20 protein-coding genes are annotated in these 21,443 nt (G+C 60.5%); 11 read left to right on the top strand and 9 right to left on the bottom strand.

Annotated elements, in window-relative coordinates:
* Positions 1-132: 132 nt before the first annotated feature.
* Positions 133-357 carry a hypothetical protein gene (locus WX88_RS07740; protein ID WP_046243737.1) on the bottom strand — a complete coding sequence of 75 codons (225 nt, stop codon included), beginning with the start codon at positions 355-357 and terminating at the stop codon, positions 133-135.
* 424 nt (positions 358-781) lie between these two features.
* On the opposite strand from WX88_RS07740, the gene tssD reads away from it, so the two are divergent.
* The 6 genes from tssD to WX88_RS07710 all read left to right on the top strand — a co-directional run bounded on the left by tssD (position 782) and on the right by WX88_RS07710 (position 3,803).
* On the top strand, positions 782-1,705 hold the full coding sequence (gene tssD / locus WX88_RS07735; RefSeq protein WP_046243736.1) for a type VI secretion system tube protein TssD: 924 nt from the start codon (positions 782-784) through the stop codon (positions 1,703-1,705).
* A gap of 19 nt (positions 1,706-1,724) precedes the next feature.
* Positions 1,725-2,222 (top strand): hypothetical protein, encoded by a 498-nt coding sequence (locus WX88_RS07730; RefSeq protein WP_046243735.1) that lies wholly within the window; start codon positions 1,725-1,727, stop codon positions 2,220-2,222.
* Positions 2,223-2,338: 116 nt separating this feature from the next.
* Positions 2,339-2,872: a hypothetical protein gene (locus tag WX88_RS29895; protein WP_156176005.1), complete on the top strand. Its 534-nt coding sequence runs from the start codon at positions 2,339-2,341 to the stop codon at positions 2,870-2,872.
* On the top strand, positions 2,848-3,003 hold the full coding sequence (locus WX88_RS07720) for a hypothetical protein (RefSeq protein WP_197076709.1): 156 nt from the start codon (positions 2,848-2,850) through the stop codon (positions 3,001-3,003). Before WX88_RS29895 ends, WX88_RS07720 begins: the two co-directional genes overlap by 25 nt.
* Complete coding sequence (locus tag WX88_RS07715; protein ID WP_156176003.1) at positions 3,000-3,413, top strand: hypothetical protein; 414 nt, start codon at positions 3,000-3,002, stop codon at positions 3,411-3,413. The genes WX88_RS07720 and WX88_RS07715 overlap by 4 nt, the downstream gene beginning before the upstream one ends.
* A gap of 12 nt (positions 3,414-3,425) precedes the next feature.
* The gene (locus WX88_RS07710; protein ID WP_156176002.1) at positions 3,426-3,803 is read left to right on the top strand and encodes a hypothetical protein; all 378 of its coding nucleotides are present in this window, start codon (positions 3,426-3,428) and stop codon (positions 3,801-3,803) included.
* Between the two features lie 135 nt (positions 3,804-3,938).
* Here WX88_RS07710 and WX88_RS07705 read toward each other — a convergent pair whose 3' ends face one another.
* Both WX88_RS07705 and WX88_RS07700 read right to left on the bottom strand, forming a co-directional pair.
* Positions 3,939-4,148 (bottom strand): hypothetical protein, encoded by a 210-nt coding sequence (locus WX88_RS07705; RefSeq protein ID WP_046243730.1) that lies wholly within the window; start codon positions 4,146-4,148, stop codon positions 3,939-3,941.
* 295 nt (positions 4,149-4,443) lie between these two features.
* Complete coding sequence (locus WX88_RS07700) at positions 4,444-4,977, bottom strand: hypothetical protein (RefSeq protein ID WP_046243729.1); 534 nt, start codon at positions 4,975-4,977, stop codon at positions 4,444-4,446.
* A gap of 557 nt (positions 4,978-5,534) precedes the next feature.
* On the opposite strand from WX88_RS07700, the gene WX88_RS27365 reads away from it, so the two are divergent.
* From WX88_RS27365 to mgrA, 5 genes are all read left to right on the top strand, one after another.
* Positions 5,535-7,469 carry a gliding motility-associated C-terminal domain-containing protein gene (locus tag WX88_RS27365; protein WP_052732462.1) on the top strand — a complete coding sequence of 645 codons (1,935 nt, stop codon included), beginning with the start codon at positions 5,535-5,537 and terminating at the stop codon, positions 7,467-7,469.
* A 363-nt stretch (positions 7,470-7,832) separates the two neighbouring features.
* Positions 7,833-8,255, top strand: a complete 423-nt coding sequence (locus WX88_RS07690) for a T9SS type A sorting domain-containing protein (RefSeq protein WP_046243728.1) — start codon at positions 7,833-7,835, stop codon at positions 8,253-8,255.
* Between the two features lie 235 nt (positions 8,256-8,490).
* Complete coding sequence (fbaA, locus tag WX88_RS07685; RefSeq protein ID WP_046243856.1) at positions 8,491-9,573, top strand: class II fructose-bisphosphate aldolase; 1,083 nt, start codon at positions 8,491-8,493, stop codon at positions 9,571-9,573.
* Positions 9,574-9,682: 109 nt separating this feature from the next.
* A complete protein-coding gene (locus WX88_RS27360; protein ID WP_052732461.1) occupies positions 9,683-11,065 on the top strand; it encodes a peptidoglycan DD-metalloendopeptidase family protein in 1,383 nt (460 codons plus the stop codon).
* Positions 11,066-11,273: 208 nt separating this feature from the next.
* On the top strand, positions 11,274-12,266 hold the full coding sequence (gene mgrA / locus WX88_RS07675; RefSeq protein ID WP_046243727.1) for an L-glyceraldehyde 3-phosphate reductase: 993 nt from the start codon (positions 11,274-11,276) through the stop codon (positions 12,264-12,266).
* Positions 12,267-12,380: 114 nt separating this feature from the next.
* On the opposite strand, the gene WX88_RS07670 is transcribed toward mgrA, so the two are convergent.
* The 6 genes from WX88_RS07670 to WX88_RS07645 all read right to left on the bottom strand — a co-directional run bounded on the left by WX88_RS07670 (position 12,381) and on the right by WX88_RS07645 (position 21,377).
* Complete coding sequence (locus WX88_RS07670; RefSeq protein ID WP_046243726.1) at positions 12,381-13,040, bottom strand: hypothetical protein; 660 nt, start codon at positions 13,038-13,040, stop codon at positions 12,381-12,383.
* A 115-nt stretch (positions 13,041-13,155) separates the two neighbouring features.
* On the bottom strand, positions 13,156-14,649 hold the full coding sequence (locus WX88_RS07665) for a hypothetical protein (protein ID WP_046243725.1): 1,494 nt from the start codon (positions 14,647-14,649) through the stop codon (positions 13,156-13,158).
* 246 nt (positions 14,650-14,895) lie between these two features.
* Positions 14,896-15,828 carry a hypothetical protein gene (locus WX88_RS07660; RefSeq protein WP_046243724.1) on the bottom strand — a complete coding sequence of 311 codons (933 nt, stop codon included), beginning with the start codon at positions 15,826-15,828 and terminating at the stop codon, positions 14,896-14,898.
* Positions 15,806-19,198 (bottom strand): acetate and sugar kinases/Hsc70/actin family protein, encoded by a 3,393-nt coding sequence (locus tag WX88_RS07655; protein ID WP_046243723.1) that lies wholly within the window; start codon positions 19,196-19,198, stop codon positions 15,806-15,808. The genes WX88_RS07660 and WX88_RS07655 overlap by 23 nt, the downstream gene beginning before the upstream one ends.
* 186 nt (positions 19,199-19,384) lie before the next feature.
* Positions 19,385-20,860 carry a hypothetical protein gene (locus tag WX88_RS07650; protein WP_046243722.1) on the bottom strand — a complete coding sequence of 492 codons (1,476 nt, stop codon included), beginning with the start codon at positions 20,858-20,860 and terminating at the stop codon, positions 19,385-19,387.
* A 106-nt stretch (positions 20,861-20,966) separates the two neighbouring features.
* Positions 20,967-21,377, bottom strand: a complete 411-nt coding sequence (locus WX88_RS07645) for a hypothetical protein (protein WP_046243721.1) — start codon at positions 21,375-21,377, stop codon at positions 20,967-20,969.
* Positions 21,378-21,443 lie beyond the last annotated feature (66 nt).

Genomic DNA, 21,443 nt, shown 5'->3' with positions numbered 1-21,443 from the left:
GCCAAGCTTAACCGTGGTTTCGCAGCGAATTGAGGGTGAGAGCTGCAGCAATTCCTCTGAAAAGAATGGCGTAGCAGCGCCGAGGGACCGGCAACGGCAAGAGGTACCCATGGGCGGAGCGGATGCGTGCGGCTACCGGTTGCCGGAGTCCAAATCGAGCCAGCCGGCGCGGTGCTGCTCCATTTCCCTGGCGCTGATGCCGTAAGCAGCGTGGGCTTCTTCCTTGGTCATGATGCCTTGGTGCACGGCGTTGAGCACGGCCCATACCTTGAGCTTGCGCTCGGCGTCCAGGCTGGCGTCGCTGGTCGGTTCGGGATGGCCTTCCATATCAATAAAATCAGGTAGAAGCTGGCTCATTTAGGATGGCAAGGTAACCCCGAAAATATTAAGATACCGTGAACTTATCCTGGTCTTGTGCCTCGCGTGCCGCACCTTCTCGCATAGCAGACAGTGGCGCGCACCGGGTGGGAGCAGCGCAATAAATTAAGTATCAGAAAGGTCCGAAGGTGGTACCTGAAGCCGTTTTTACCCTATTTTAGAGGCAAGGCAGGCTATCACAAATACGGAAGCTGTTGCTGCCTGCATGACTCCTAAGCAGCTTCATCAAAAGAGGCTGCCTAGCTATCTTTTCAGGAGCAAACATGCTCTTGTAATAGTTAAATCGAAGGATACTACTGCTGAATAGCAAGCAGTGCGCTCCCCACTCCCGGTATAGCAGCCCTAATCCGCGGCCAGCACCTAGCTTTGCCCCTCCTCTCTCTCCAACCACCTAACTCTACCGATGGCGTCTATCTATGCCGAACTGCACGTAACGGGCTATATCATCCGCATTCTCCGCTTCCGGTACAAGGCTAACCAAGCTCCCGACCAACGGGGCCGGGTGGTGGCCAATGTGGTGCGGGGCCTGCTGCACGCGACGGCCGACGTGCCCGACCATCACCTATTGGAAGGCTGGGCCGGGGACCCGCTCAAGCGCTTGCCCGCCCGGCTCGTGGTGCTCGACAACGGCGTCGCCGTCGAGACAATCACCTTCAAAGCGGCCTACTGCGTGGGCTACGACGAGGCGTTTGAGTCGGGGAATGAGCAGTTGGGGGCCTACGTGTGTCATTTCCCCCTCTCCGACCCCGACGGCTGGACTTGGGAGCGCGGCCGGGGCCCGAACGCCTACCTGAACGTGCCGCCCATGATTCCGACGCCCCCGCCTGTAGTAGCCGTTGCTACCGCCGCTACGGCAAGGGCAGTCAAGCGTAAGGTCGCAGATGATGACGACTTGGTGGCAGGAACACCGGAACACAAGGCTGATAGATGGGCGCGGTATCAGAAAAAGCACAAGAACGACCCCAAGATATGGTCAGAGGCGCGTTGGAGTAAGCAGTACGACGTCAACATGGCCAACGCTATCTACGGCTTGGAAAGAGAGCGCGAATATGCGAGGGCAATGGGTGGAGTGAGTAAGACACTGAAAACGCCTTACACGCTACGCCAAATTGATATTTTCATTCAAGACGAATACTACTGCGGCCAACTGAAAACTGGCAAAGTAGGCCTGAGCAAACAAGCCAAAAAAGACTTGCAAAAAGACGCGGCACTCATAGCTCGTAACTATGAGGTCGAATACATCCTGGAGAAAGGCGGCTCCAAACCACTGCTGGCAGCATTGAAAAAGATAGGCGCAACTGTTAAAATCGGTCCCCAAATTCCTTAAAGCATAACCATTCATACCAATGGACAGAATCAACTATAACCAGGAGGAGGAAGACGACAAGTTGCAAATCTTCCTCTTCAACATGATTGAGGAAGAGATAAGCTTTATTAAGCAGGCCCGGCAACAGGGTTATCAACTGGATGAAGAACACCCTCTCACCAGCTTGACTGAGTTGGAACGCTACGTCCTGGAAAAAGGAATCAATTTTCAGGGTTCCTCAGATGAAGCTATGCACCACCGCTCACTATGTTGGTACTACTTGGGTGAGGTGGTGCGCGAGAATTATGGCGGTTACTGGAAGTTTAGCATGAGCGAAGACAATACGATGCATTGGGGCCTGTACGTGATTGATGGTTTCACTCGAATTCAAGGGCTTGAATTCGAGCCATTGGGGTCACTTAAGCGGTTCATACGTAAGCGAAACCCAGGTGCTTTCCTACGTGAAATCGAATCACTAGTAAACCCCAAGCCTGTCGATTTCAGTGAATTCCCGGACGAACCCGAGTTTGTAGAATAGCTATCATGGCCAAAAGTTGAACCAGTAAAAACCCCAACCGCTTTGCTGGTTGGGGTTTTGTTGTCTACGAAAGGCAGTGTAGGAGCTACAGCATTTTGTAAGCTTAGCGGGGCCGGGTGGTGGCCAAAGTGGTGCGAGGCCTGCTTCACGCGACGGCCGACGTGCCCGACCATCACCTATTGGAAGGCTGGGCCGGGGACCCGCTCAAGCGCCTGCCCGCCCGGCTCGTGGTGCTCGATAATGGCATTGCCGTCGAGACGCTCACCTTCAAAGCTGCCTACTGCGTGGGCTACGACGAGGAGTTTGAGTCCGGTAATGAGCACCTGGGGGCCTACGTGTGCCACTTCACCCTCTCCGACCCCGACGGCTGGACCTGGGAGCGCGGCCGGGGCCCGAACGCCTACCTGAACGTGCCGTCGATTATCCCGACGCCCCCGCCGGTGCCGAAGCCGGTCCCCGTGCTGCCTAAAGTGGTGCACTGGTGGAGGAATCGGTCTGGACGCGGCTGGGAGCGGGGATGTTACGCGTGCTCGAAGCGGGGGCCAGCTTTCCGGCGATGCTGGCGGGCTTGCTCTTGTTGCCGCAAGCCGCTCATGCGCCCGGCATTCCGCAGCACCCACCCGTCGTGCCCAAAGACGCGCTGCGCCTAGCCGAGTTAGAGAGATTGCAAAAGCTGGGCAAGCTCACGAAAGCGGAACAGGCCGAGTATCTGGCCCTGCTGGCTAAGGTCCGGGGCATCCACTTGGATAAGTTGGACGAGCAGCTACGCGAGGCGCATTGAGAGCACTGGCACCGGATTTTAGGCATATTGAATTGGCTGGCTTACGCCGGGAGTCGGTTGGTGAATTCGACGGCGTGAATCTGAAGGAAAAGATATTCATTGAGGATAAAAGCGCTGAGGGACTGATAAGGGTGAACCCAAAGACAGGTTTATCTTACCAAACAGCAGACGAGTGGGCTGAGAAACATGTCTATAATAAAACAAAAAAACGCATTGAGGGGCTGGGAATCGCCAAATACACGTATCCCCAGCCCGCCCTAGATATTGTACAAATCCGAAATTTCCGCCGCTTGCATTTCCGAATCGATGCTGATGCCCCTGAGGTACGGGCAGCTACAGAGGATGCCATGAAGCGGTTGCGGGTAGAAAATCCAGGTTGGGAAATTACAGCTCAATACGGTAAGAATTAAGCAATAAAAATCATGTCAGTCGCTTTACTTTTCCAATTTCCTGATGAATTGGTTCCGCGTTTTGATAATACAGACCAATTGATGACACGCGGTTGGCTAGTGCCAGTCTCGGGGGAGGAAAGTTTCTATAAGTATTGGTACCCAGTTATTGAAAAAGAGGGGTACCCCTGGCTGGACATTATTGACCCCGGTCTTGACCTAGACGCGGAGAACCTTCCCGAAGTGCTGAATGAGTTACGCCAGCTCCAAGCAGCATTCCCGCGCTACTACACCCCAGATGACAAAGAATACGAGTATATCACGCGCCGCATCGCCAATCTGATTGCCGAATTGGAAGCCGTCAATCCCGACGACTTGGCTTCTGGGAAATTGGAGCTTTTCCTGGGGTAAGAAGTACGGCATCCTCCCCGCCGCCCCGAACGTCGCCCGGCGCCATACAAACACAAAACCCCTCGCCGGCTGGTGAGGGGTTTTGTGTTTGTATGGCGCCGCGGAGGAAGCGCCGCTGACCTGCCGACTGCCTGCTTAGTTGGACAGGGTGTCGCGGTGGGCGGTTACCTCGGCGATGTAGGTGTCGGTTTCGGCGAGGGCCACGGTGAGGCGGCGATTGTCGAACTCATTATCGGTGAGCACCACTCCGTCGAAATCCGTCGCCCGGTCGGTGAGCTGGGCCTGACGCTCGCTGATGCGGCGCAGCTTGCGCTCGTACTTCTCGCGCACAACGCCGGGGGCCATCCCGGCCACTGAGGGCCGTGAACTCAATGGTCACTGCGTCGAGATTCGCATCGGTCACATTGGCCCCTTCGGTAGCAGTAGCGTTTTGCCGCGCCAGCAGGGAGAGCTGAAACACCAGGTCGTCGCGCACGGGTTGGGCCAGCGCGAGGGCCCGGTCGCACATAGCCTTGCGGGTAAGAGAACTTAAGTCATACGCCATAACGCAAAAAAGCGGGGGTGATAAACGCGCCGGGCAGAGTGCCCGGCCGGTGGTTCCCGACCAGCCAAATGTATACATAAAATAGTAATTGAATTTTTATTGCTGCGGGCCGTCGGCGGGGTCGCGCGCCGCCTCGCCGAGCCAGGCGGTAAGCTGGGCCGCTTCCAGGCGTAGCCCCTGCTGCCGAGCCAGCGCCACCGCCAGCGTGGTGCTGGCGGCGGGCCCCAGCCGCTCGGCCGCCTGGGCCGCGAACTGCGGCAGCCAGCGGGCGGCCAGCACATCGGTCGCCGGCGCGAAGGCGGTGGCCAGCGTGGGCAGCACCGCCCCCAGCCGCCGGGCCTGGGCCTGCCGGCGCAGCAGCGGGGCCAGGGTTCGCGCAGCTCCCAGGAGCAAGTGCTGGCACGCCGCCAGCCGGGCGCGCAGCACGGCGGGGTCGGGCGCGTGGGGCAGCGCTGGCAGCAGGGCAGCGCCCAGGTCCGGAGCCGGCAGCGGGACTGGCAGGGCAGCGGGCAGTGGAGCCGGGTTCCAGGGTGGCGGCAGGGCCTCGGCCAGCGGGCGCAGCCGCACGTAGGCGCCCACTGACAGCTCGCGCCGGCCCGTGGCAGCCTGCGTCAGCGTGGCCTCCGACACCCCAAGGCGCGTAAGCTTACGCCAAAGTGTACCCGTACAGCTTGCAATAAATTAAGGGCGGAGGCAGCGTCGGCTATCAATTTGTGCGTTGTAAGAAAAGAGGGTGTAAGATTTATTTTTCTTACACCCTCTTTTCTTACAACGCACAATGCCTGGAATTGTTCCTCATCACTGCTGTGGCGCCCAGCGGCGGACAATGCGCATGAAATGAGCCTGAATTCGCCCATGGCGGGGTAATTTTACCCCATTTTATGTTGCGTTATCCTTGAAATATTGGCTTGTATCCCACCTATGCTAAACTCCGCGTGGTGGGCTCCGTGACTCCCCTCCGGCGCTTTCGACACGGGACGTATCGTATCCATCAGGTGTGCCTGACCGACAGCAGCCATACCTGGCCACGAAATGCTGCCAGACCGGATCGACGGCCTCCTCAAACAGCTAACCGATAGCAGCATTGCCATTGAATCATTCTATTTCAAGGCGGCCTGACGTGAAGTTTGAGTGAGGATGCGCGCCCGCATGGTTATTTTGTGTTATTCTTGCTTATCTTCCTACTTATGAAACAGACGATACTCGCCCTACTCCTGGTGCCTTGCCGTCGCTGGCTGCTGGCACTGACGCTCCTAGCACCACTGGCGGCCTCGGCCACGCACATTGTGGGTGGCGAGCTGGACTTGCAGCACAAGACAGGCAGCACTTACACCCTCACCCTCAATTTGTATTTTGACGCCATCAATGGTAGCACCGGCGCTCTCGACCAGCAACTGACAGCGGGCATCTTCAACAAAGTCACCAACCAGCGCGTCACCGATGTGCTGCTGCCCCTGACCAGCAACACGTTTGTCAATTATACCAATCCGGCCTGCACCGTGGGCTCCCTGAGTACGCGCAAGCTGGTATACAGCAAGGATATCACCCTCACGGCCGCTACTTATGCCAGCGCCGGGGGCTACTACGTGGCCGTGGAGCGCTGCTGCCGCAACCTGGCCATCAGCAACATTGTCGCTCCCGGCGCGGCAGCCCAGGCTTTCTACCTGGAATTTCCGGCCGTGGTGCGCAACGGGGCGGCTTTCATCGATTCGACGCCGCGCATTTTCCCGCCCCTGGGTGATTATGCCTGCCGCAACGAACTGTTTTACTACGATTTCGGCGGGCAGGACGTCGATGGCGACTCCCTCAGCTACGACATGGTAACGCCGCTCAACGGCCATACCAGCGGCGTCAACCCCACGCTCCCCCAGGCCGCCCCGGCCCCCTATTCGCTAATAAGCTGGACCCCCGGCCTGAGCACCACCAACCAGATTCCGGGCAGCCCGCCCCTGGGCATCGACGCGCGCACCGGGCGCCTCACCGTCCGGCCGCGTAACTTAGGGCTGTTTGTGTTTGGAGTGCGCTGCTCGGAATACCGGCGCGGCGTGAAAATTGGCGAAACCCGGCGCGACTTCCAGCTCTACGTGCTGAACTGCCCCACCAATACGCCCCCGCAGCTGCAAATGCGGGCTACCGGCAGCACGGCTATTTATCGCCCCGGCCGCGATACGCTGCGCCTGCTGCCGGGCGGCAACCGTTGCCTGACCATTCGCTACACCGACCCCGACCCCAGTTCGGTGCTTACCATGACCAGCCGGCCCGTCAATTTCACGGTGCCCGCGCCCACGTTCACCACCACCACTACCGGCACCGTGCGCGCCGCCGGCGCCGCCGATACCCTCACCGCCACCCTCTGCTTTCCCGAATGCACCGATACCAAGGGCCAGGTTTATTTGCTCGACCTCATCGTGGCCGATAACGGGTGCAGCCTGCCCAAGCGCGACACCTTGCGGGTGGCTTTCACCGCCGCGCCGGTGCCGAATGCCGCTCCGGTACTCACTACGAGTTTCCCGCCGGCACCCCTGCCCGTGTTGGAGGGCACGCCGGCGCTGGTGCGTCTGCCCCTGGGCCGCCGCTTCGTAGCCACCCTCGCCGGCACCGATGCCGACCGCAATCCGCTTACCCTCACGGCCACGGGCACCGGCTTCGACCTGGCCACGGCGGGCATGAGCTTCACAGCCCAAAACGGCGCGGGCCAGGCTAGCGGAACCTTCGTGTGGGAGCCCACCTGCGCGGCCGTAGCCGCCGCGGGCGCCAGCAACGGGCTACTCGTGCGTTTCAAGCTGGCCGAAGCCGGTCCCTGCGTGCCGCTGCCCCAGGAGCGGGTCATCCGGTTTGAAGTAGAGTCCGTAGCAGATTCCATCGCGTTTCGACCACCCAACGTCATCACGCCCAACGGCGACAATAAAAACGACTTCCTCGTCATGCCCGACCTGCCGCTCGACTTTTGTGACCGACGCTTCGCCAATATCAAAATCTTCTCGCGCTGGGGGCAGCTCGTGTATCAGTCGCCCGACCGGGGCTTCCGCTGGGGCGGCGCGGGCGTGGCCGGCACCTATTACTACCTCGTCACCTACACCGATGGTCGTAAGTTCAGGGGCTGGGTAGAGGTGCTCCCGTAGCGGCCCTCGGCAGAGACAAGATTTTACCGTACTCACTCGTTCAAAAAGCGCAACTTTTTTTTCCTGGCATTTTCCTTGCAGTGAAGCTCCTGTTGCTCATTTTCCCACGCCGCTGCTAAATCGTTTTATCGGTGCGAAAGAAAGTGAGCGGCATTGGTACGATGGCGCAACCACTCGCCGCTATTTAATTCGCGGCCCTCGTCATTAACAGCTTCTAAGCTCTTGCTCATCGCCTTTTCAAGCCAAATCATCGATTCTATTGGTGTTGCCGGCAACAACCCACCAACTTTGATTTCTCATCGGCACCCGGCCGGTTCTTCTTGCCTCCACATGACGACCTTTTCTTCTCTCTCTTTGTCACCTATGCTGCAAATGTCTCAAACCGACTTTTACCTCTTACCCGACGACCCTGACGTCGTCATCAGTGGCTGCGCACTCACGCCCGACGTCGTGCTGCCCGAACAGAGCAAGCCGGTTTCTGTTGCTGTCTTCAATCAGGTACTCGGTAGCCCGTTCAGCTTGGAGCAGAACTACCCCAACCCTTTCGTAGACGAAACCACGGTGCCCTTCGTCCTGACCACGACCGCTGATGTGCGGCTCAACCTGTTCGACAGGCAGGGGCGCAAACTGGCCAGCGTTATCCGCAAAGCCCGGCGGCCGGGTCCGCAGAGCATCACGCTGAATCTGCACGGCCTGGGCCTGCCCCCCGGCGACTACACTTATCAAGTACAGGTCATGACCAAGCACGGCGTGTTTCAGCAGGCCAAATTGATGACGGCCGCCTAAAACCGGCCGCGACAGAATCACAGATAGAGGCAGACTGTTAAATAACGGTCGGCCTCTTTTTGTATGTGCCCACGCCTACGCCAAAACGTAGGTTGCGGGTACGGGTGCGGCTCGTTTCGGACCGGCCTTTCACGTTAAGCAACGCCGACCGTACTTTGCTGCGCGGGCGGTTCGGTTGGGCCGCCTGGGCTTTTCCAGCTTTTTTCACCGCGGCGCTGCCGCACAACTCATTTTTATGGCTGACCAAATCCTTACCGGCCTGCGAGCGGGCGTCCTGCACGGCGACGAAGTTCAATCGTTGTTTCAATATGCCAAGGCCAACGCCTTCGCCCTGCCCGCCGTGAACGTAACTGGCACCAACACTGTGAACGGCGTGCTGGAAACTGCCAAGGCCGTAAACTCGCCGGTTATTATCCAGTTTTCGAACGGTGGCGCTCAGTTTTTCGCCGGCAAGTCCGCCTCAAACGACGGGCAGCGGGCCAGCATCGCCGGGGGCATTTCGGGCGCCCACCATGTGCACCTCATGGCCGAGCTTTACGACGTACCCGTGGTGTTGCACACCGACCACGCCGCCAAAAAGCTCCTGCCCTGGATTGACGGCCTGCTCAATGCTGGCGAGAAATACTACGCGCAGCACGGCCAGCCGCTGTTCAGCTCGCACATGCTCGACCTTTCGGAAGAGCCGATTGAGGAGAACATCGAAATCTGCAAGCGCTACCTGGAGCGCATGGCTAAAATCGGAATGACGCTGGAGATTGAGCTGGGCGTGACTGGCGGCGAAGAAGACGGCGTGGACAACTCCGACGTCGACTCCAGCAAGCTCTACACCCAGCCTTCGGAAGTGGCCTTCGCCTACAAAGAACTGAGCGAGGTGAGCCCACGTTTTACCATCGCCGCGGCTTTTGGCAACGTGCACGGCGTATATAAACCTGGCAACGTGAAGCTCCAGCCCAAAATCTTGCTCAACTCGCAGCAGTATGTGCAAGAGCATTTCGGCACCGGCCCTCAGCCCGTCGACTTCGTATTTCACGGCGGCTCGGGCTCCAGCCAGGAGGAAATCCGCGAGGCCATCAGTTACGGTGCTATCAAGATGAACATCGACACCGACTTGCAATGGGCGCTGTGGGAAGGCATTAAGGACTACTACGTGAAGAACGAAGGCTTCCTGCAAAGCCAGATTGGTAACCCCAGCGGCGCCGACTCGCCCAACAAAAAATATTACGACCCGCGCGTGTGGCTGCGCAAGGGTGAAGAAACCTTCGTAGCGCGTCTCAAGCAGGCTTTTGAGGATTTAAACTGCATTAATCGCCGGCCCTAGCCACTGGCCGGCACAGCCCGGCACTACCGCCACTCGGGGCGTGAGATACAAAGACTTTCCGGCAAGCATATATTTGCTGGAAAGTCTTTTTTGTTTTCTGTCCCAATACATGAAAAACGCCTACCTTCTTTTCTGTCTGACCCTCTGCGCACTCAGCAGCTTGGCGCAAAGCGTGGCCCCCACAGGTGGGGGCGGCTACCAGCCACCCGCCGCCGAGTGCGTGACGCCCGCCCAACGCCAGCAGATTGAGACTTTGCTGTCGGCCAACATTGCCCGGCTGCGCGGGCAGCGCCTGCTGCCCGCGTCCGGAGCAGCTCGCTCCACCACAGTGCCCCTGAGCTGGCCGCTGCGCCAGGCCGCAGGCTTTGACTATGCCAGCACATACGGTATTAGTAACTTCGTGGACCACAACCCCGCCTTCCCCAACGCGGTGCAGGATTTTAACTGCGGCACGCGCACCTACGACACCAGCACGGGCTACAACCACGCTGGCTTGGACCTTTTCCCGTGGCCGTTCAGCTTCAACATGATGGACCGCAGCCAGGTAGAAATTGTCGCCGCTGCGCCGGGCATCATCATAGGAAAAACCGATGGCAACCCCGACCGTAGCTGCGCATTGACGGGCGCGAACTGGAATGCAGTGTATGTGCAAAACATGGATGGCACGGTGTGCTGGTACGGGCACATGAAGACCGGCTCGGTTACGGCCAAGCCCTTGGGGGCCAGCGTAGCCTTGGGCGAAGTGCTGGGAACGGTGGGTAGCTCGGGCAACTCCAGCGGCCCGCACCTGCACTTCGAACTGCACAGTGCCTCCGGCGTGGTGCTCGACCCCTACAGCGGGCCGTGCAGCCCAGCAACTGGCTCGTGGGCCACGGCCCGCACGTATTACGAGCCCACCGTGAACACGCTGCTCACCCACAGCGCCGCGCCGGTGTTCAACACCTGCCCGGCACCCGATACCCCCAACGAGAGCCGGACCTTCGCGCCCGGCAGCACGGTATACACCGCCGCTTATTACCACGACCAGCAGGCCGGCCAGCAAACCCAGTATACCATTTACCGGCCCGATAACTCGGTATTTAGGACCTGGACGCATGCCTCGACGGTAGCCCACTACCCTGCCTCCTACTGGTATTGGAACTACCAGCTGCCGACTAACGCGCCCACCGGCGAGTGGCGCTTTGAGGCGCAGTTTCAGGGCACCGTCAGCACGCGCACGTTCACGGTGAACCTCGTGACTGCTGCGGTGGCAGCCCGGCCAGTGCTGTACCAACTTTACCCCAACCCCGCCATCGATGCCGTGCGCCTCACTGGCCCGTTGCCCATTGCCCGCGTGCAGGTGCTCAACCTATTGGGCCAGGTGGTGCGCACAACGCACAACCTGCGCCAACCTACGCTCGACCTTTCGGACCTGCGCGCCAAGGGCATCTACCTAGTGCGCCTGCTCCGCACCGACGGCACCGTGGAGCAGCACAAGCTGGTGCTGGAATAAGAATAACTGGCTACGCCACTGATTGGCTGCTAAACGGTTGGCAGACTTTGCATGGCTAAGCATTCCCAAATCCCGGCCAATTTCAGGATTATTTGTTTATCATTGGCCGCCGTGGGACCCGTCAATCACTGGGATTCTGCGGCGGCCAATGACTTGATAGGATTGGCGGTTTTACTTTTGGCCATCCGGCCTTTTTGCCTTCTTTGCTATGAACTACTTGCCCAGCGCAGCCCGCTACCAACACATGACTTACCGCCGCTGCGGACGCAGCGGCCTGCAACTGCCTGCCCTATCCCTGGGCCTGTGGCACAATTTCGGCGACGTAGACAAGCTGGCCAACGGCTGCGCCATCCTGCGCCGGGCCTTCGATAGCGGGGTTACGCACTTCGACCTGGCCAACAACTACGGCCCGCCACCCGGCTCAACCGAGGCAAACTTTGCCCGCATCCTGCGCGAGGATTTCCGCCCTTACCGCGACGAGCTTATCATTTCGACCAAAGCCGGCTACCTGATGTGGCCCGGCCCCTACGGCGAGTGGGGCTCCAAGAAATACCTGGTTTCCAGCCTCGACCAGAGTTTGCAGCGCATGGGCCTGGACTACGTAGACATCTTCTACCACCACCGCCCCGACCCCGAAACGCCCCTGGCCGAAACCATGGCCGCGCTTGACCTCATCGTGCGCCAGGGCAAGGCTCTGTACGTGGGTATTTCCAACTACCAGCCCACCGAGGCGGCCGAGGCCCTGCGCCTGCTGCGTGAGCTGGGCACGCCCTGCCTCATTCACCAGCCCAAATATTCGATGTTTGAGCGCTGGGTAGAAGACGGCCTGCTCGACCTGCTGGGCAAAGAAGGGGTAGGCTGCATCCCCTTCTCGCCGCTGGCCCAGGGCCTGCTCACCAACAAATACCTACACGGCATTCCCGCCGATTCGCGGGTGGCCAAGGGCACGGACTCGCTGCAAGCCAGCAACCTCACGCCCGAGCGACTCGACCAGGCCCGCCGCCTCAACGAAGTGGCCCAGGCTCGCAACCAAAGCCTCGCCCAGCTAGCCCTGGCCTGGCTGCTGAAAGACGAGCGGGTAACGTCCGTGCTCATCGGCGCCAGCAAGCCCGAGCAGCTCGACGACTCGCTACGCTGCTTAGAGAACCTGGCATTTAGCCCGGAGGAACTGGCGGCAATTGAGCAGATTCTGCGAGATTAAAAAGCCCGTTATACTAAGCGGTGTCGAAGCATTTCGCCTGGGGATTGAATTAGTGGTGGCACGCGAGATGCTTCGACTCCGCTCAGCATGACGGATTCCACTTATATACTACTATCACTTCCCAATTGAGCCAATCTTGGGCTGAATCTGGATGATAAACCGCTTATTTAATGCTTCCTGGGCGCCGGTGTAGCGGCCGGCTCCACGGAAGCCGCTGCCGGCGGCTATCACTTCTAGGTTGGCGGGGAAGCGCAGGCCGGCCTGCTCCCAGAGCCGAATAACGGCCAGGGCGCGGCTGTAGCTGAGCTGGCGCACGGCCGGGCCATCGCGGTTGTGCGGGTCGTTGGCGGGGTAGCGCAGGTCTTTGGCGGCCCGGCCCTCTACCACGACGAGGTACTGCACGTTGTCGTCGTTTTTGATGGCCTGGACCTGGTTGAGCAGGAAGCGGCCAGCCCTCACCAGCGGGGCCTGCGCATCGTAGGGCAGCACGTCGCTCTTGGGGGCGAACGTAACCGGGAATTTCAGCTCGTAGCGCTTGTAGGTGGGGTTATACTCGAAATAATTGCTTTCGAGGCGCTTGAGGGCGGCCTTGATTTCATCGAGCTTGCGCTTTTCGGCCACCTGCACCTTCAGGTCGTAGATGAGCTTGTCGGTGTCGCGCTGCTTGTCCCGGAAACGCTTGTAATTGAGCACGAACAGCACGAGCATGATCAAAAACAAGGCCGTCATAAGGTCCACGTAGCTAGGCCAAAAGAAGTCGCGGTTTTCCTTCATATCACGGATTTAGTCGGATTTTACTGGTTCCACGGATGGGGCGGCCCCAACGAAAACGCAGTCTGTACAAGCATTACTTTTTCTCTCCAGCTCCCTACTCCCCCTCTCACCCCGGCTACTTCTTGCCCAGAATGGTGCGCTGAAACCAGTTGGGCCGGGTGATTTCTTCCAGCACGTTGTTGGTCCGCTCCACCTGCTCCAGGAGGGAGCGTTGCAGGGCGGCGTCGGCGGCGATGCGTACCTCCAGGCGCTGTAGGGCTTGCGCGGCGAGGGCAGCCTGGCGCTCTTGCAGCGTATTCAGGTCTTTTTGCTGGGCCGGCAGCTGGGTGAAGGGGTTGAGGTACTCCGTGATTTTCTGGTAGACATTGTTCTGGTTTAGCTCGCGGAAATGGCGCTGCCACTGCTCGTGGGCGGCGCTGGCTTCCTTTTGCAGCTCTTGCAGGCGGCCGTCGAGCTCCACATCCATGCGGTGCACGCCTTCGCTCACACCCTGGCGGATTTGCGCGCCCAAGTCGGCCAGCAGCTTGCCGTGCTGGCTGAAAAACGCCACTTGCTGGCGCAGAGCGTCGTCGTGCTGCTGGAGGTACTGCGGCACGCTAGCGAGGCCTTCTTCCAGCGCGGTGAGGCGGTTGAGCAGGGCCGTTATTACCTGGGCCACTTCGGCGCCGTGGGTTACGGTGCTGTTCAGGGCCTGCTGGTAGCCCAGGAATTTCTCGAAGGTCTGGGCGCTCTCATCCACCCTGTCAAACACCTTGATGGTGGCATTGGCCAGCTCCGAATAGCCAATCTTTTCGAGCTGCTCCAGGAAGCGTTTCTGCACGCTCACGTTCTCGGTGATGCTGGCAATGAGGGGCGTAAACTCGTGAATCTTGCTGAAAAAGTCGTTCTGTATCTGGCTGAAGAAGTCCGCGTTGAACGTGTCGAGCACCGCTTTCAGGTTGCTCATGCCGGCCTGCATATCGGAGTTGAGCTTGGGCAGCAGCGCCTTTTGCAGGAAGGTGTAGTAGGCGTTTTTGTTGCGGTCGCGCCGGGTGCGGGCCTGCTTCAGCAGCTGGTTGCCGGCCAGCGTGAAAGCCAGGCCAAACAAGCTGCCAATCATGGCAATGAGCACGCCGCCGAGGAAATGCTGCACGTCGGCGTTGCTAAACGACGTGTCCAGGGCGGGGTCGGCCACCGCATCGGCAAACGGATTGCCGACCAGCGAAACCAGCCCCAGAATGGCTCCCGTGAACGTGCCCAGCAGCCCCAGGTACAGCGGCGTGGCAATCTGGGCCTGAATCTCTTCGTCGAGCGCTTCGGCGTGGCGCTCCGAAATGTCCTTCAGAATGCTAAAATCCGCCGCCGCGCCGCGGTTGTTCAGCAGGTACTCGTTGGTGTCGGTGATGATTTGCCCAAATTCCGGCGACGCGTCGCGGGTGATGAGGGCATCGTACTGTACGTCGAAGTTTTTCTCGGGGTGCGCGGCCGTAAACGGAATGGGCTGCACCGCCACCGCACCCGCCACGGGGTACATCGCACCCACGCTATCGGCCAGCTGGCGGTTGCGCCAGAACACCACCGCCTGCCACGCCACCAGCGCCAGAATTAATAGGATTTCAAGTAAGAGCATAAACGCTTCGTCAAATAATTGTCGAAGTTACTACCCCAGCCAAGGGGCTAGCGGATAACGCACGGAATAAACAGGAACCGCCCCTGAAAACCATCCCGACCTAGTCGGGATAGGCACCCGAACGGCCGGGTGGGGATGGTTTTCAGGGGCGGTTTCACGTGGCACGTAGCGCGGATTCTGTAGCTCGCGTTCTGGCGGATACCCGACCGACGCGGGGACGCGGACTACAAAGTCCACGCTACAGCCCTAGCTCAACGCGATATCAGCCTTTTGCACCACGTGCCAGGTGTCGTCGCGCTTTTCGAGCTGGCCAGCCGTCAGGTTCGTGATGGAGGTGAACTGCTCGGTGGGCGGCAGCTCAAAGGCGAAAAACTCCTTCAGTTCCCGCACTCCGTTGCCGATAATGCGCGACTGGTCGGCCTGCGGGCTGAACGAGAAATGAGCCGTGGTGGCCTCGGCATGCGGCAGGGTGATGAGCAGGGGCATCTGCGGCAGCGGGTTGGGGCTGAGCTTGCGGTGCTCGATGCTGGGCACATCCGGCGCCGGCGCGTAGTAGTGCACCGGGCCATTCGAGGCGGCTGGGGCGGCCGTTGCACCCGGCACTTCGTGGGCACTGGCATCAATCAATTCCTGAATGGCGGGCGGCGTGGAGGTCGGGGCCGCCCACTCAACGGTTTGGCCGGTTTCCAGGGGCTGGTCGGTGGGCAGGCCGGGCAATTGGGAAGGGTTCATAGCAGCAGAGCGTTGAGGAACGTTGGTTGGCCAGGACGACGAGGCGCTGTTTCTGGATTTGTGCTTGGCTTTGCCCGGCGAGCCCGACGGCTTGGGCGCGGCCTTGGGCGGCGAAACCGGCGCGGCGGCGCTGGCCGGGGCCACGCGCGGCGGCCCGACGGGCGTCCGCACCACGTTTTCGGCGGGCTTTTTCGGGGCGGCAATCGGCGCGGCCCCGGCCGGCACGCTCACCGCGGCCGGCTTCGATGACCGCGCCCACATCCGGGCACCCAACACGCCCAAGGCGATGCCGCCCAGCACCCCTAGCACCCAGGGCCAGTTGGAAGCCGGCGCCGGTTGGGCGGACTGGGCTGCGGGCTGGGCGAGAGCCGCCGGCCCGCAGCCCAAGGCCAGCCACAGCAGCAACAGCCATCGGCCGGCGGGGCTAGTGAACGGGCTGTGCGTCATGAAGCACCTTGGAAAGCTCATACAGGGCGTTTTTGAACGGCAGGAAGAACAGGGTTTCGGGGATGGTGTCGCCGTCGCGCAGCACGTCGGCGTACTGCTGCCGGTAGAGGTTGAAGGAGTCGCCGAGCTGGCGCTCCAGCGTATTCATCACCAGGCCGGGGTCGTTTTTCACGCCGAGGTCCGCTTGCAGGCGCTTCACTTCGGGGTCTTCGAGGAGCAGTTTCAGGCAGGCACGGGCGTTGGTCAGCACGGCTTGCTTGATTTCGTCGGTCACGGCGGCGGCTTCGAGGTGATGCTCGCCTTTGTCGATTTCGGTGCCGGTACCCACGGGGCGCACCAGAGGCGGGTCCTGCGGAATCTGGCCGGTGGCGAGTACCCCGCCGTTGGCGGTGGTTTGCTTGGGGTCGTCGGCCAGCTTGATGCGGAAATCGGCCGGCATGGTCTGGCCGGTGGCTTTTTCCATGATGAGGCGAGCCAGCCGCTCCACCGGCTGCAAGTTGGAGCCTGCCGCCAGCAGCCGCACATACAAGCTGCCGCGCCCCGTGAAGCACAGGTAGCGCGGCAGCTGCTGGCCGTTGGCCACCGTCACCTGCGCCACGTGGTAAATCAGCGCGCCAAAGTGCAGGTAGAACAGCACGCGCAGGTGCTCGGCCCGCAGCAGCCGCTCGCTGAAGCCCAGCAGCTGGTCGTAGTTGAAGAGGAAGCTAGCTACGTCTTCAGAGCCGAAATTGTCGGTTCCTTCGGCCACCAGCACGTATTCGCGGGCCCGGCGGGCGGCCGGCGACAGCACCGCGCTCTGCACCCCGGCCACGCCGAAGCGCACGAGGCCGTTGTCTTTGGCGCCGCGCACCTCGGCCCCGCCGTCGCCCCACAGGTCATTGCCAGCGAAGCGGAACGAGGTGCTGAGCACCGGCTTGCGGTCAGCATACAGCAGCACGTCGGTAGTGCCCCCACCGATGTCGATGAACGCCGCGTTTTCGCCTGGCCCCAGCGTCACGATGTTGCGCCGGGTGAGGTAGTAGTACGGCGCCGTCGATTCGACCATGCACGGCATGGAGTTGGTGGTGTGAAACACCTGGTGAAACAGCGTATCCCACTCGCGCTGGTACAGGTTGCGCTGGTACATGGAGAAGCTCAGCGGCGCAAACCAGGTGATTTGGGTAGCCGCAAGGTTGCCACCGTTCAGGGCCACCTTGGCGCGGCAAAGCAGCAGGATTTCCTGGAAGAAGGCCCGCACGCGGTTGGTGTTAGCCTGGTTCAGCGAGTTGTCCCACTTCAAATTCGTGTGGTAGTTGGGCCGGCGCTGCTCCTCGGTGATGATGCCGAAAGCCACGTTGATGTTGCCCAACACGCTCAGTTCCTGGGTAGCGTAGTTAGCGGCCTCATAGGTAGCCGTGCGCGCCGGGAAGGCATAGGGCGAAGTGTCGGCGCCGATGATGGGCGGCACGAATTCGCGCTCCTGATACTGCTGCCAACGTTTGATTTGTACAAAGTTGGCCGGGTCGTCATCAATGCCCCGGTACAGGCGCTCGTAGGCGCTGCGGTCGGGCTCGGCGGTGGCTTTCTTCAGCAGCGCCACCGGCGTATCGGTCAGGCCAAAGCTGAACGGCTTGGGCTCCTGGCCGGGGCTGTCCTGCATGGCCACGTGGGTATTGGTGGTGCCAAAGTCGATGGCAAAGCGGTATTCCTTGGTGCCCTGTCGCACCTCGGGCCAGCGCGGAATGATGAGCGCCGAGCCGGCGGCCGGGGCCGGGTTCAGCACCTCCAGGTAATCGAAATGGGTGCCGCGCACCTCGTAGTAGGTGCTGCCTTCGTCCTGGCCGGTTTTGGGCGTGCGCTCGTAGCGGGTGGCGCTTTGGCCGGTGCCGGTTTCGCCCAGCGGGCGGCCATCCACCCAGAAGCGGAGGTCCACTTTCTTGGTCACCATGCTCGGGTCGATGTTGTTGGCATCAACCAGCATGATTTTGTAAAAGTCGTTGTACTGCGGCGCATCCGCCACTTTCACGAAGGGAAACACCGACAGGGCCACGTTGGTAACCAGCAAGCGACCAATGTTGTCGCCCTGCGGATTGGGGTAGTACGCCCGCTCGTAGTCCACGAAATCGCCGCCGCTCACTGGCACGCGCAGCTTCACCCGCACGCAGGCGGGGTCTAGCTCTATGCTCAGGTGCTCGGCCAGCTCCTGGGGCGTGAAGTAGTCGAAGTAAGCCGGCTTCAGGGGCAGCAGCGGCCAGTTGTTGGGCTTGAAACCGGGCGCAATTCTAATGTTGCCGCAGTAGAACCGGGCTTCGTCCACCTCGTAGGGCACCGTGAGCAAGGTGTCTTCCAGCAGGTCGCTCACCGTCAGGTACGGGTAGGGCAGCTCCGGGCCAGGCAGGGTGCGCTCCTTCAGCGGCCGAGTATCGGCGTGCGGCACGATGGCGCCGCTGTCGGCAAACATGGTTTCATTGAAGTAGCGCTTGCCCACTGCCTTCAGGCCGGGGCGCAGCACGATGGGCAGCGGGCCCGCGATGCCAGGCCGGCTGGGCCGGATGAACAGGTCGGAATGGCGCACCGTGCCTTCGTCGGGGCGCACGCGCAGCAGCACGCCGGCCACATCAATCTGGTTGTTCGAGGCATCGGTGAGCACCGGGAAATTGCTAAGGCCCGCGCCGCCTTCCATGGCCCACTTTTGCAGCAAGCCGCGGTCGAGGGTGTCGCGCACCAGCGGGGCCAGGGCCGTCAGCGTCGGGTCGCCCACAAACTCCTGGTACACATAGTCGCGAAATGCCGCCTCACGGTTGGCCAGCGGCACATACTGGCTATCGAAATAGTAGCCACCGCCCTGGGGCCGCTGCACGGGCAACGGACGTAGGTTAGGAGCCGGGAAGAACAGCGTGAGCGGTGAGGTGCCGCCGATGAGCTGTGGCACGCCATTGGCACCGGGGAAGTAAATCAGGTGCAGCTCGGTGAGCTTGGCGAAGCGGCCGTCGAGGTAGAGGCTCAGCACGTCGGCCAGGGGCCGGGTGGCGGGGTTGGCGCGCAACTTGGCCAGCTCCTCGTCCTTGCGCCAGGCCCGGATTTGCAGGCGCTGGCTGGCCAGCTTGCGCTGGTGGTAGTTGAATACCATCTCCCACACATCCCAGAAATGGCTCACGAGCTGGTGGTAAACGGAGTCCTGGCTGGTGCCGCCCTGGGTCACAAATCGCAGCGCCGTTTCTACCAGGTGCATCCGGGCAAAAGGCGATGGAATGGATACGGCCACCTTGGCAGCGCGCCCGCCCTGGGGGTCCAGCAGCCGCTCCACTTCGTGGGGGCCAATTTTACCAGTCGGCCCCCAGCCCTCGTGGGTGCTGGAGCCGGTATCGTGTAGTCGCAGGATTTTAGCCATTAATCGATTAGTTATTCTGTTGCTAGTTATCTGTTATCAGCCCCGTGTCAACCTCACCCCCTGACCCCCTCTCCAAAAAAGAGGGGGCACCGGACCTGCTCCTGGCAAGTTCAGTAGAGAAGTCGTCCTCACGAACCGGTGCCCCCTCTTTTTCGAAGAGGGGGTCAGGGGGTGAGGTGCGCGGCGTCAGGAGTATTGCAGCTTCTTGTCCAGAATCTCGCCGGTGGCATCCTCAAAAGCCTTCACCACCCAGCGCAGGGCCTCGTTCTCCGTCGGGTTGTTCAGGGTGGCTTTGCCCACGGCTTTGGTCAGCTCATCGCGGAAATAGCCGGGGGTGATGCCTTTGCTGAAAATGCCGGTTTCGACGGTTTTGTCGGCCACCATTTTGTTGAAGTCCATTTCCTCGGCGCGGATGGCGGTGTAGCGGCGCTGGTTCACACCCAACTCACGAATCCATTCGTTGTATTCGCCGAAAAAGTCATACAGCTCGCGCAGGGCGCGGTTGTTGCGCAGCTGGGCCGCGAGGTCGCCGGCATCGTAGTAGGGCGCTTTGGCGTCGTCGGGGGTGTGCTTGAGGAAATAGCGGGCGAAATAGTGCAGCTGAATCAGCGGGCGGGCCACTTCCTGGCGCAGGTTGGTGGGCAACTGGCCGAAATCTACGTCGGGGGAATCGGCTTTCAGGCCAAACTCGTGGTAGAGCGGCTGGCCGCCGTCGAGCTGGTTGTCCGGCACTGCCATAAAGTGGGGCACCGATAGCGCCCCCAGCAGCTCCAGTAAATGGGCTTGGTTGCGCTGCTCGGCGCGGCCGGGGTGGTTCGCCAGGGGCTGGCCAGGCTGGTCGCCCAGGTAGTACATAGCCTCCAGCCCTTTCAGGTTATCGGCGTAGTACGAGAGGGCCGTTTTGGTCTTCGTGATGAAGGTGTTGGAATCGATGAAATCCTGTCCGGCGGCCTTTTCATCGGCCGAAGGCTCCTGCAGCTTGAAGTAGGGCAGCATCACCAGCGCGCCGGCTTTGAGGCGGCGGCGCACTTCTGGGTGGGCCAGGGGCGAGTTGGCATCACGTAGGTTTTTGACCAGCAGCGGAAAGCCGGCCGCTCCTGTCCCGCCAAAAATCGAGCTGATGAAAAATGCCCGGTCGCCGTCCTGCAGGCTCTGGGCGAGGTAGCGCATTTCCTTAGATTGCACCACGGCATTGAGCACGACCGAGCCCACGTTGGGCGAACCGCGGAAACCTACGTCGAGGTTAGCCGCCAAGCTATCAGACGTAAAAAGCAAGTCAACCAAACCCTGCGATTCTACCGACAGGTCGTTGTATTTCAAATAATCGCGAAAGGGCTGGCTGATGCCACCGAAATCGTACACGAACGAGTCGCGCAACTCCTCCGAGCCGCCGGTGTTGAGGTGGGCCAGCGTGTTCATGGGCTGGCTGAAAAAACCGGTTTTTTCTTTCTGGCCGTCGCTGTACAGCGCCTCGTGGATGCGGGCGTAGCGCTTCAGCAGCGTCACGGTGCGGGTCACGTCGCCATTCTGGGTATCGGGGTCGATGAGGACGGGTACCACCTGGTCACAATTCGGGATGCGCACGCCCGAGGCCAGCAGCATGGTAAGGGAGCGTAGTACGCGGGCACCGGTGCCGCCGACGGCGAAAATAAATAGCTTCATTTATTGAGTTAAGAGTTATGAGTTAAAAGTTAAGAGTCAGAAGTCAAGATTAAAGGTTAGGATGCACCCAACTTTTAACTCATAGCTTTTAACTCTTATCCTATCCTTAAAACGGCCCTATAAACGGCGTAGTGCGGGCGTAGGTGCTCCAGCGCTTCAGCAGGACGGAAAATAGCAGGAACCAGAGCGCGGCCACCACCATGTTCACCACCATGAAGTAGCCGAGGTAGCTGCTGGATTCGGCGCCGTGGCTTTTGCTGAGGGTATTGGCCAGTAGTGTGCCCAGGCCAGCGGCCAGCGCCAATGTCAACACCCAGTGCATGGTGCGGAACATGCCCGTGCGCAGGGCCGAGTTGAACAAGTAGTAAAACGCCAGCACCAGCACCAGCGCCACGCCCAGCGTACTCCAACCCACGAGCGAAAACAAATCCGTTTTGTACAAGCCGTAATCGGCCGGGCGCTGGCTTTGGAAGATGGAAATCAGGGCCGAGTACAGGCTGGTGAAGAAGGTCTGCATTTATTTAGTGCTTAGTTATTGGTGTTTAATTGTAAGTCATTAGACGGTCCTGCTGAGCGGAGCCGA

It is taken from the genome of Hymenobacter terrenus, assembly GCF_000972495.1.
GTDB lineage: Bacteria > Bacteroidota > Bacteroidia > Cytophagales > Hymenobacteraceae > Hymenobacter > Hymenobacter terrenus.
This window is presented reverse-complemented; position numbering and strand designations above follow the sequence as displayed.

Coding starts and splice junctions, on each gene's coding strand:
- WX88_RS07670 (WP_046243726.1), bottom strand. CDS start 13,040: ATGAAGGAAAACCGCGACTTCTTTTGGCCTAGCTACGTGGACCTTATG.
- WX88_RS07655 (WP_046243723.1), bottom strand. CDS start 19,198: ATGGCTAAAATCCTGCGACTACACGATACCGGCTCCAGCACCCACGAG.
- WX88_RS07660 (WP_046243724.1), bottom strand. CDS start 15,828: ATGACGCACAGCCCGTTCACTAGCCCCGCCGGCCGATGGCTGTTGCTG.
- WX88_RS07645 (WP_046243721.1), bottom strand. CDS start 21,377: ATGCAGACCTTCTTCACCAGCCTGTACTCGGCCCTGATTTCCATCTTC.
- WX88_RS07710 (WP_156176002.1), top strand. CDS start 3,426: ATGTCAGTCGCTTTACTTTTCCAATTTCCTGATGAATTGGTTCCGCGT.
- WX88_RS07690 (WP_046243728.1), top strand. CDS start 7,833: ATGCTGCAAATGTCTCAAACCGACTTTTACCTCTTACCCGACGACCCT.
- mgrA (WP_046243727.1), top strand. CDS start 11,274: ATGAACTACTTGCCCAGCGCAGCCCGCTACCAACACATGACTTACCGC.
- WX88_RS07665 (WP_046243725.1), bottom strand. CDS start 14,649: ATGCTCTTACTTGAAATCCTATTAATTCTGGCGCTGGTGGCGTGGCAG.
- WX88_RS27360 (WP_052732461.1), top strand. CDS start 9,683: ATGAAAAACGCCTACCTTCTTTTCTGTCTGACCCTCTGCGCACTCAGC.
- WX88_RS07740 (WP_046243737.1), bottom strand. CDS start 357: ATGAGCCAGCTTCTACCTGATTTTATTGATATGGAAGGCCATCCCGAA.
- WX88_RS27365 (WP_052732462.1), top strand. CDS start 5,535: ATGAAACAGACGATACTCGCCCTACTCCTGGTGCCTTGCCGTCGCTGG.
- WX88_RS07705 (WP_046243730.1), bottom strand. CDS start 4,148: ATGGCCCCCGGCGTTGTGCGCGAGAAGTACGAGCGCAAGCTGCGCCGC.
- WX88_RS07730 (WP_046243735.1), top strand. CDS start 1,725: ATGGACAGAATCAACTATAACCAGGAGGAGGAAGACGACAAGTTGCAA.
- WX88_RS07650 (WP_046243722.1), bottom strand. CDS start 20,860: ATGAAGCTATTTATTTTCGCCGTCGGCGGCACCGGTGCCCGCGTACTA.
- fbaA (WP_046243856.1), top strand. CDS start 8,491: ATGGCTGACCAAATCCTTACCGGCCTGCGAGCGGGCGTCCTGCACGGC.
- tssD (WP_046243736.1), top strand. CDS start 782: ATGGCGTCTATCTATGCCGAACTGCACGTAACGGGCTATATCATCCGC.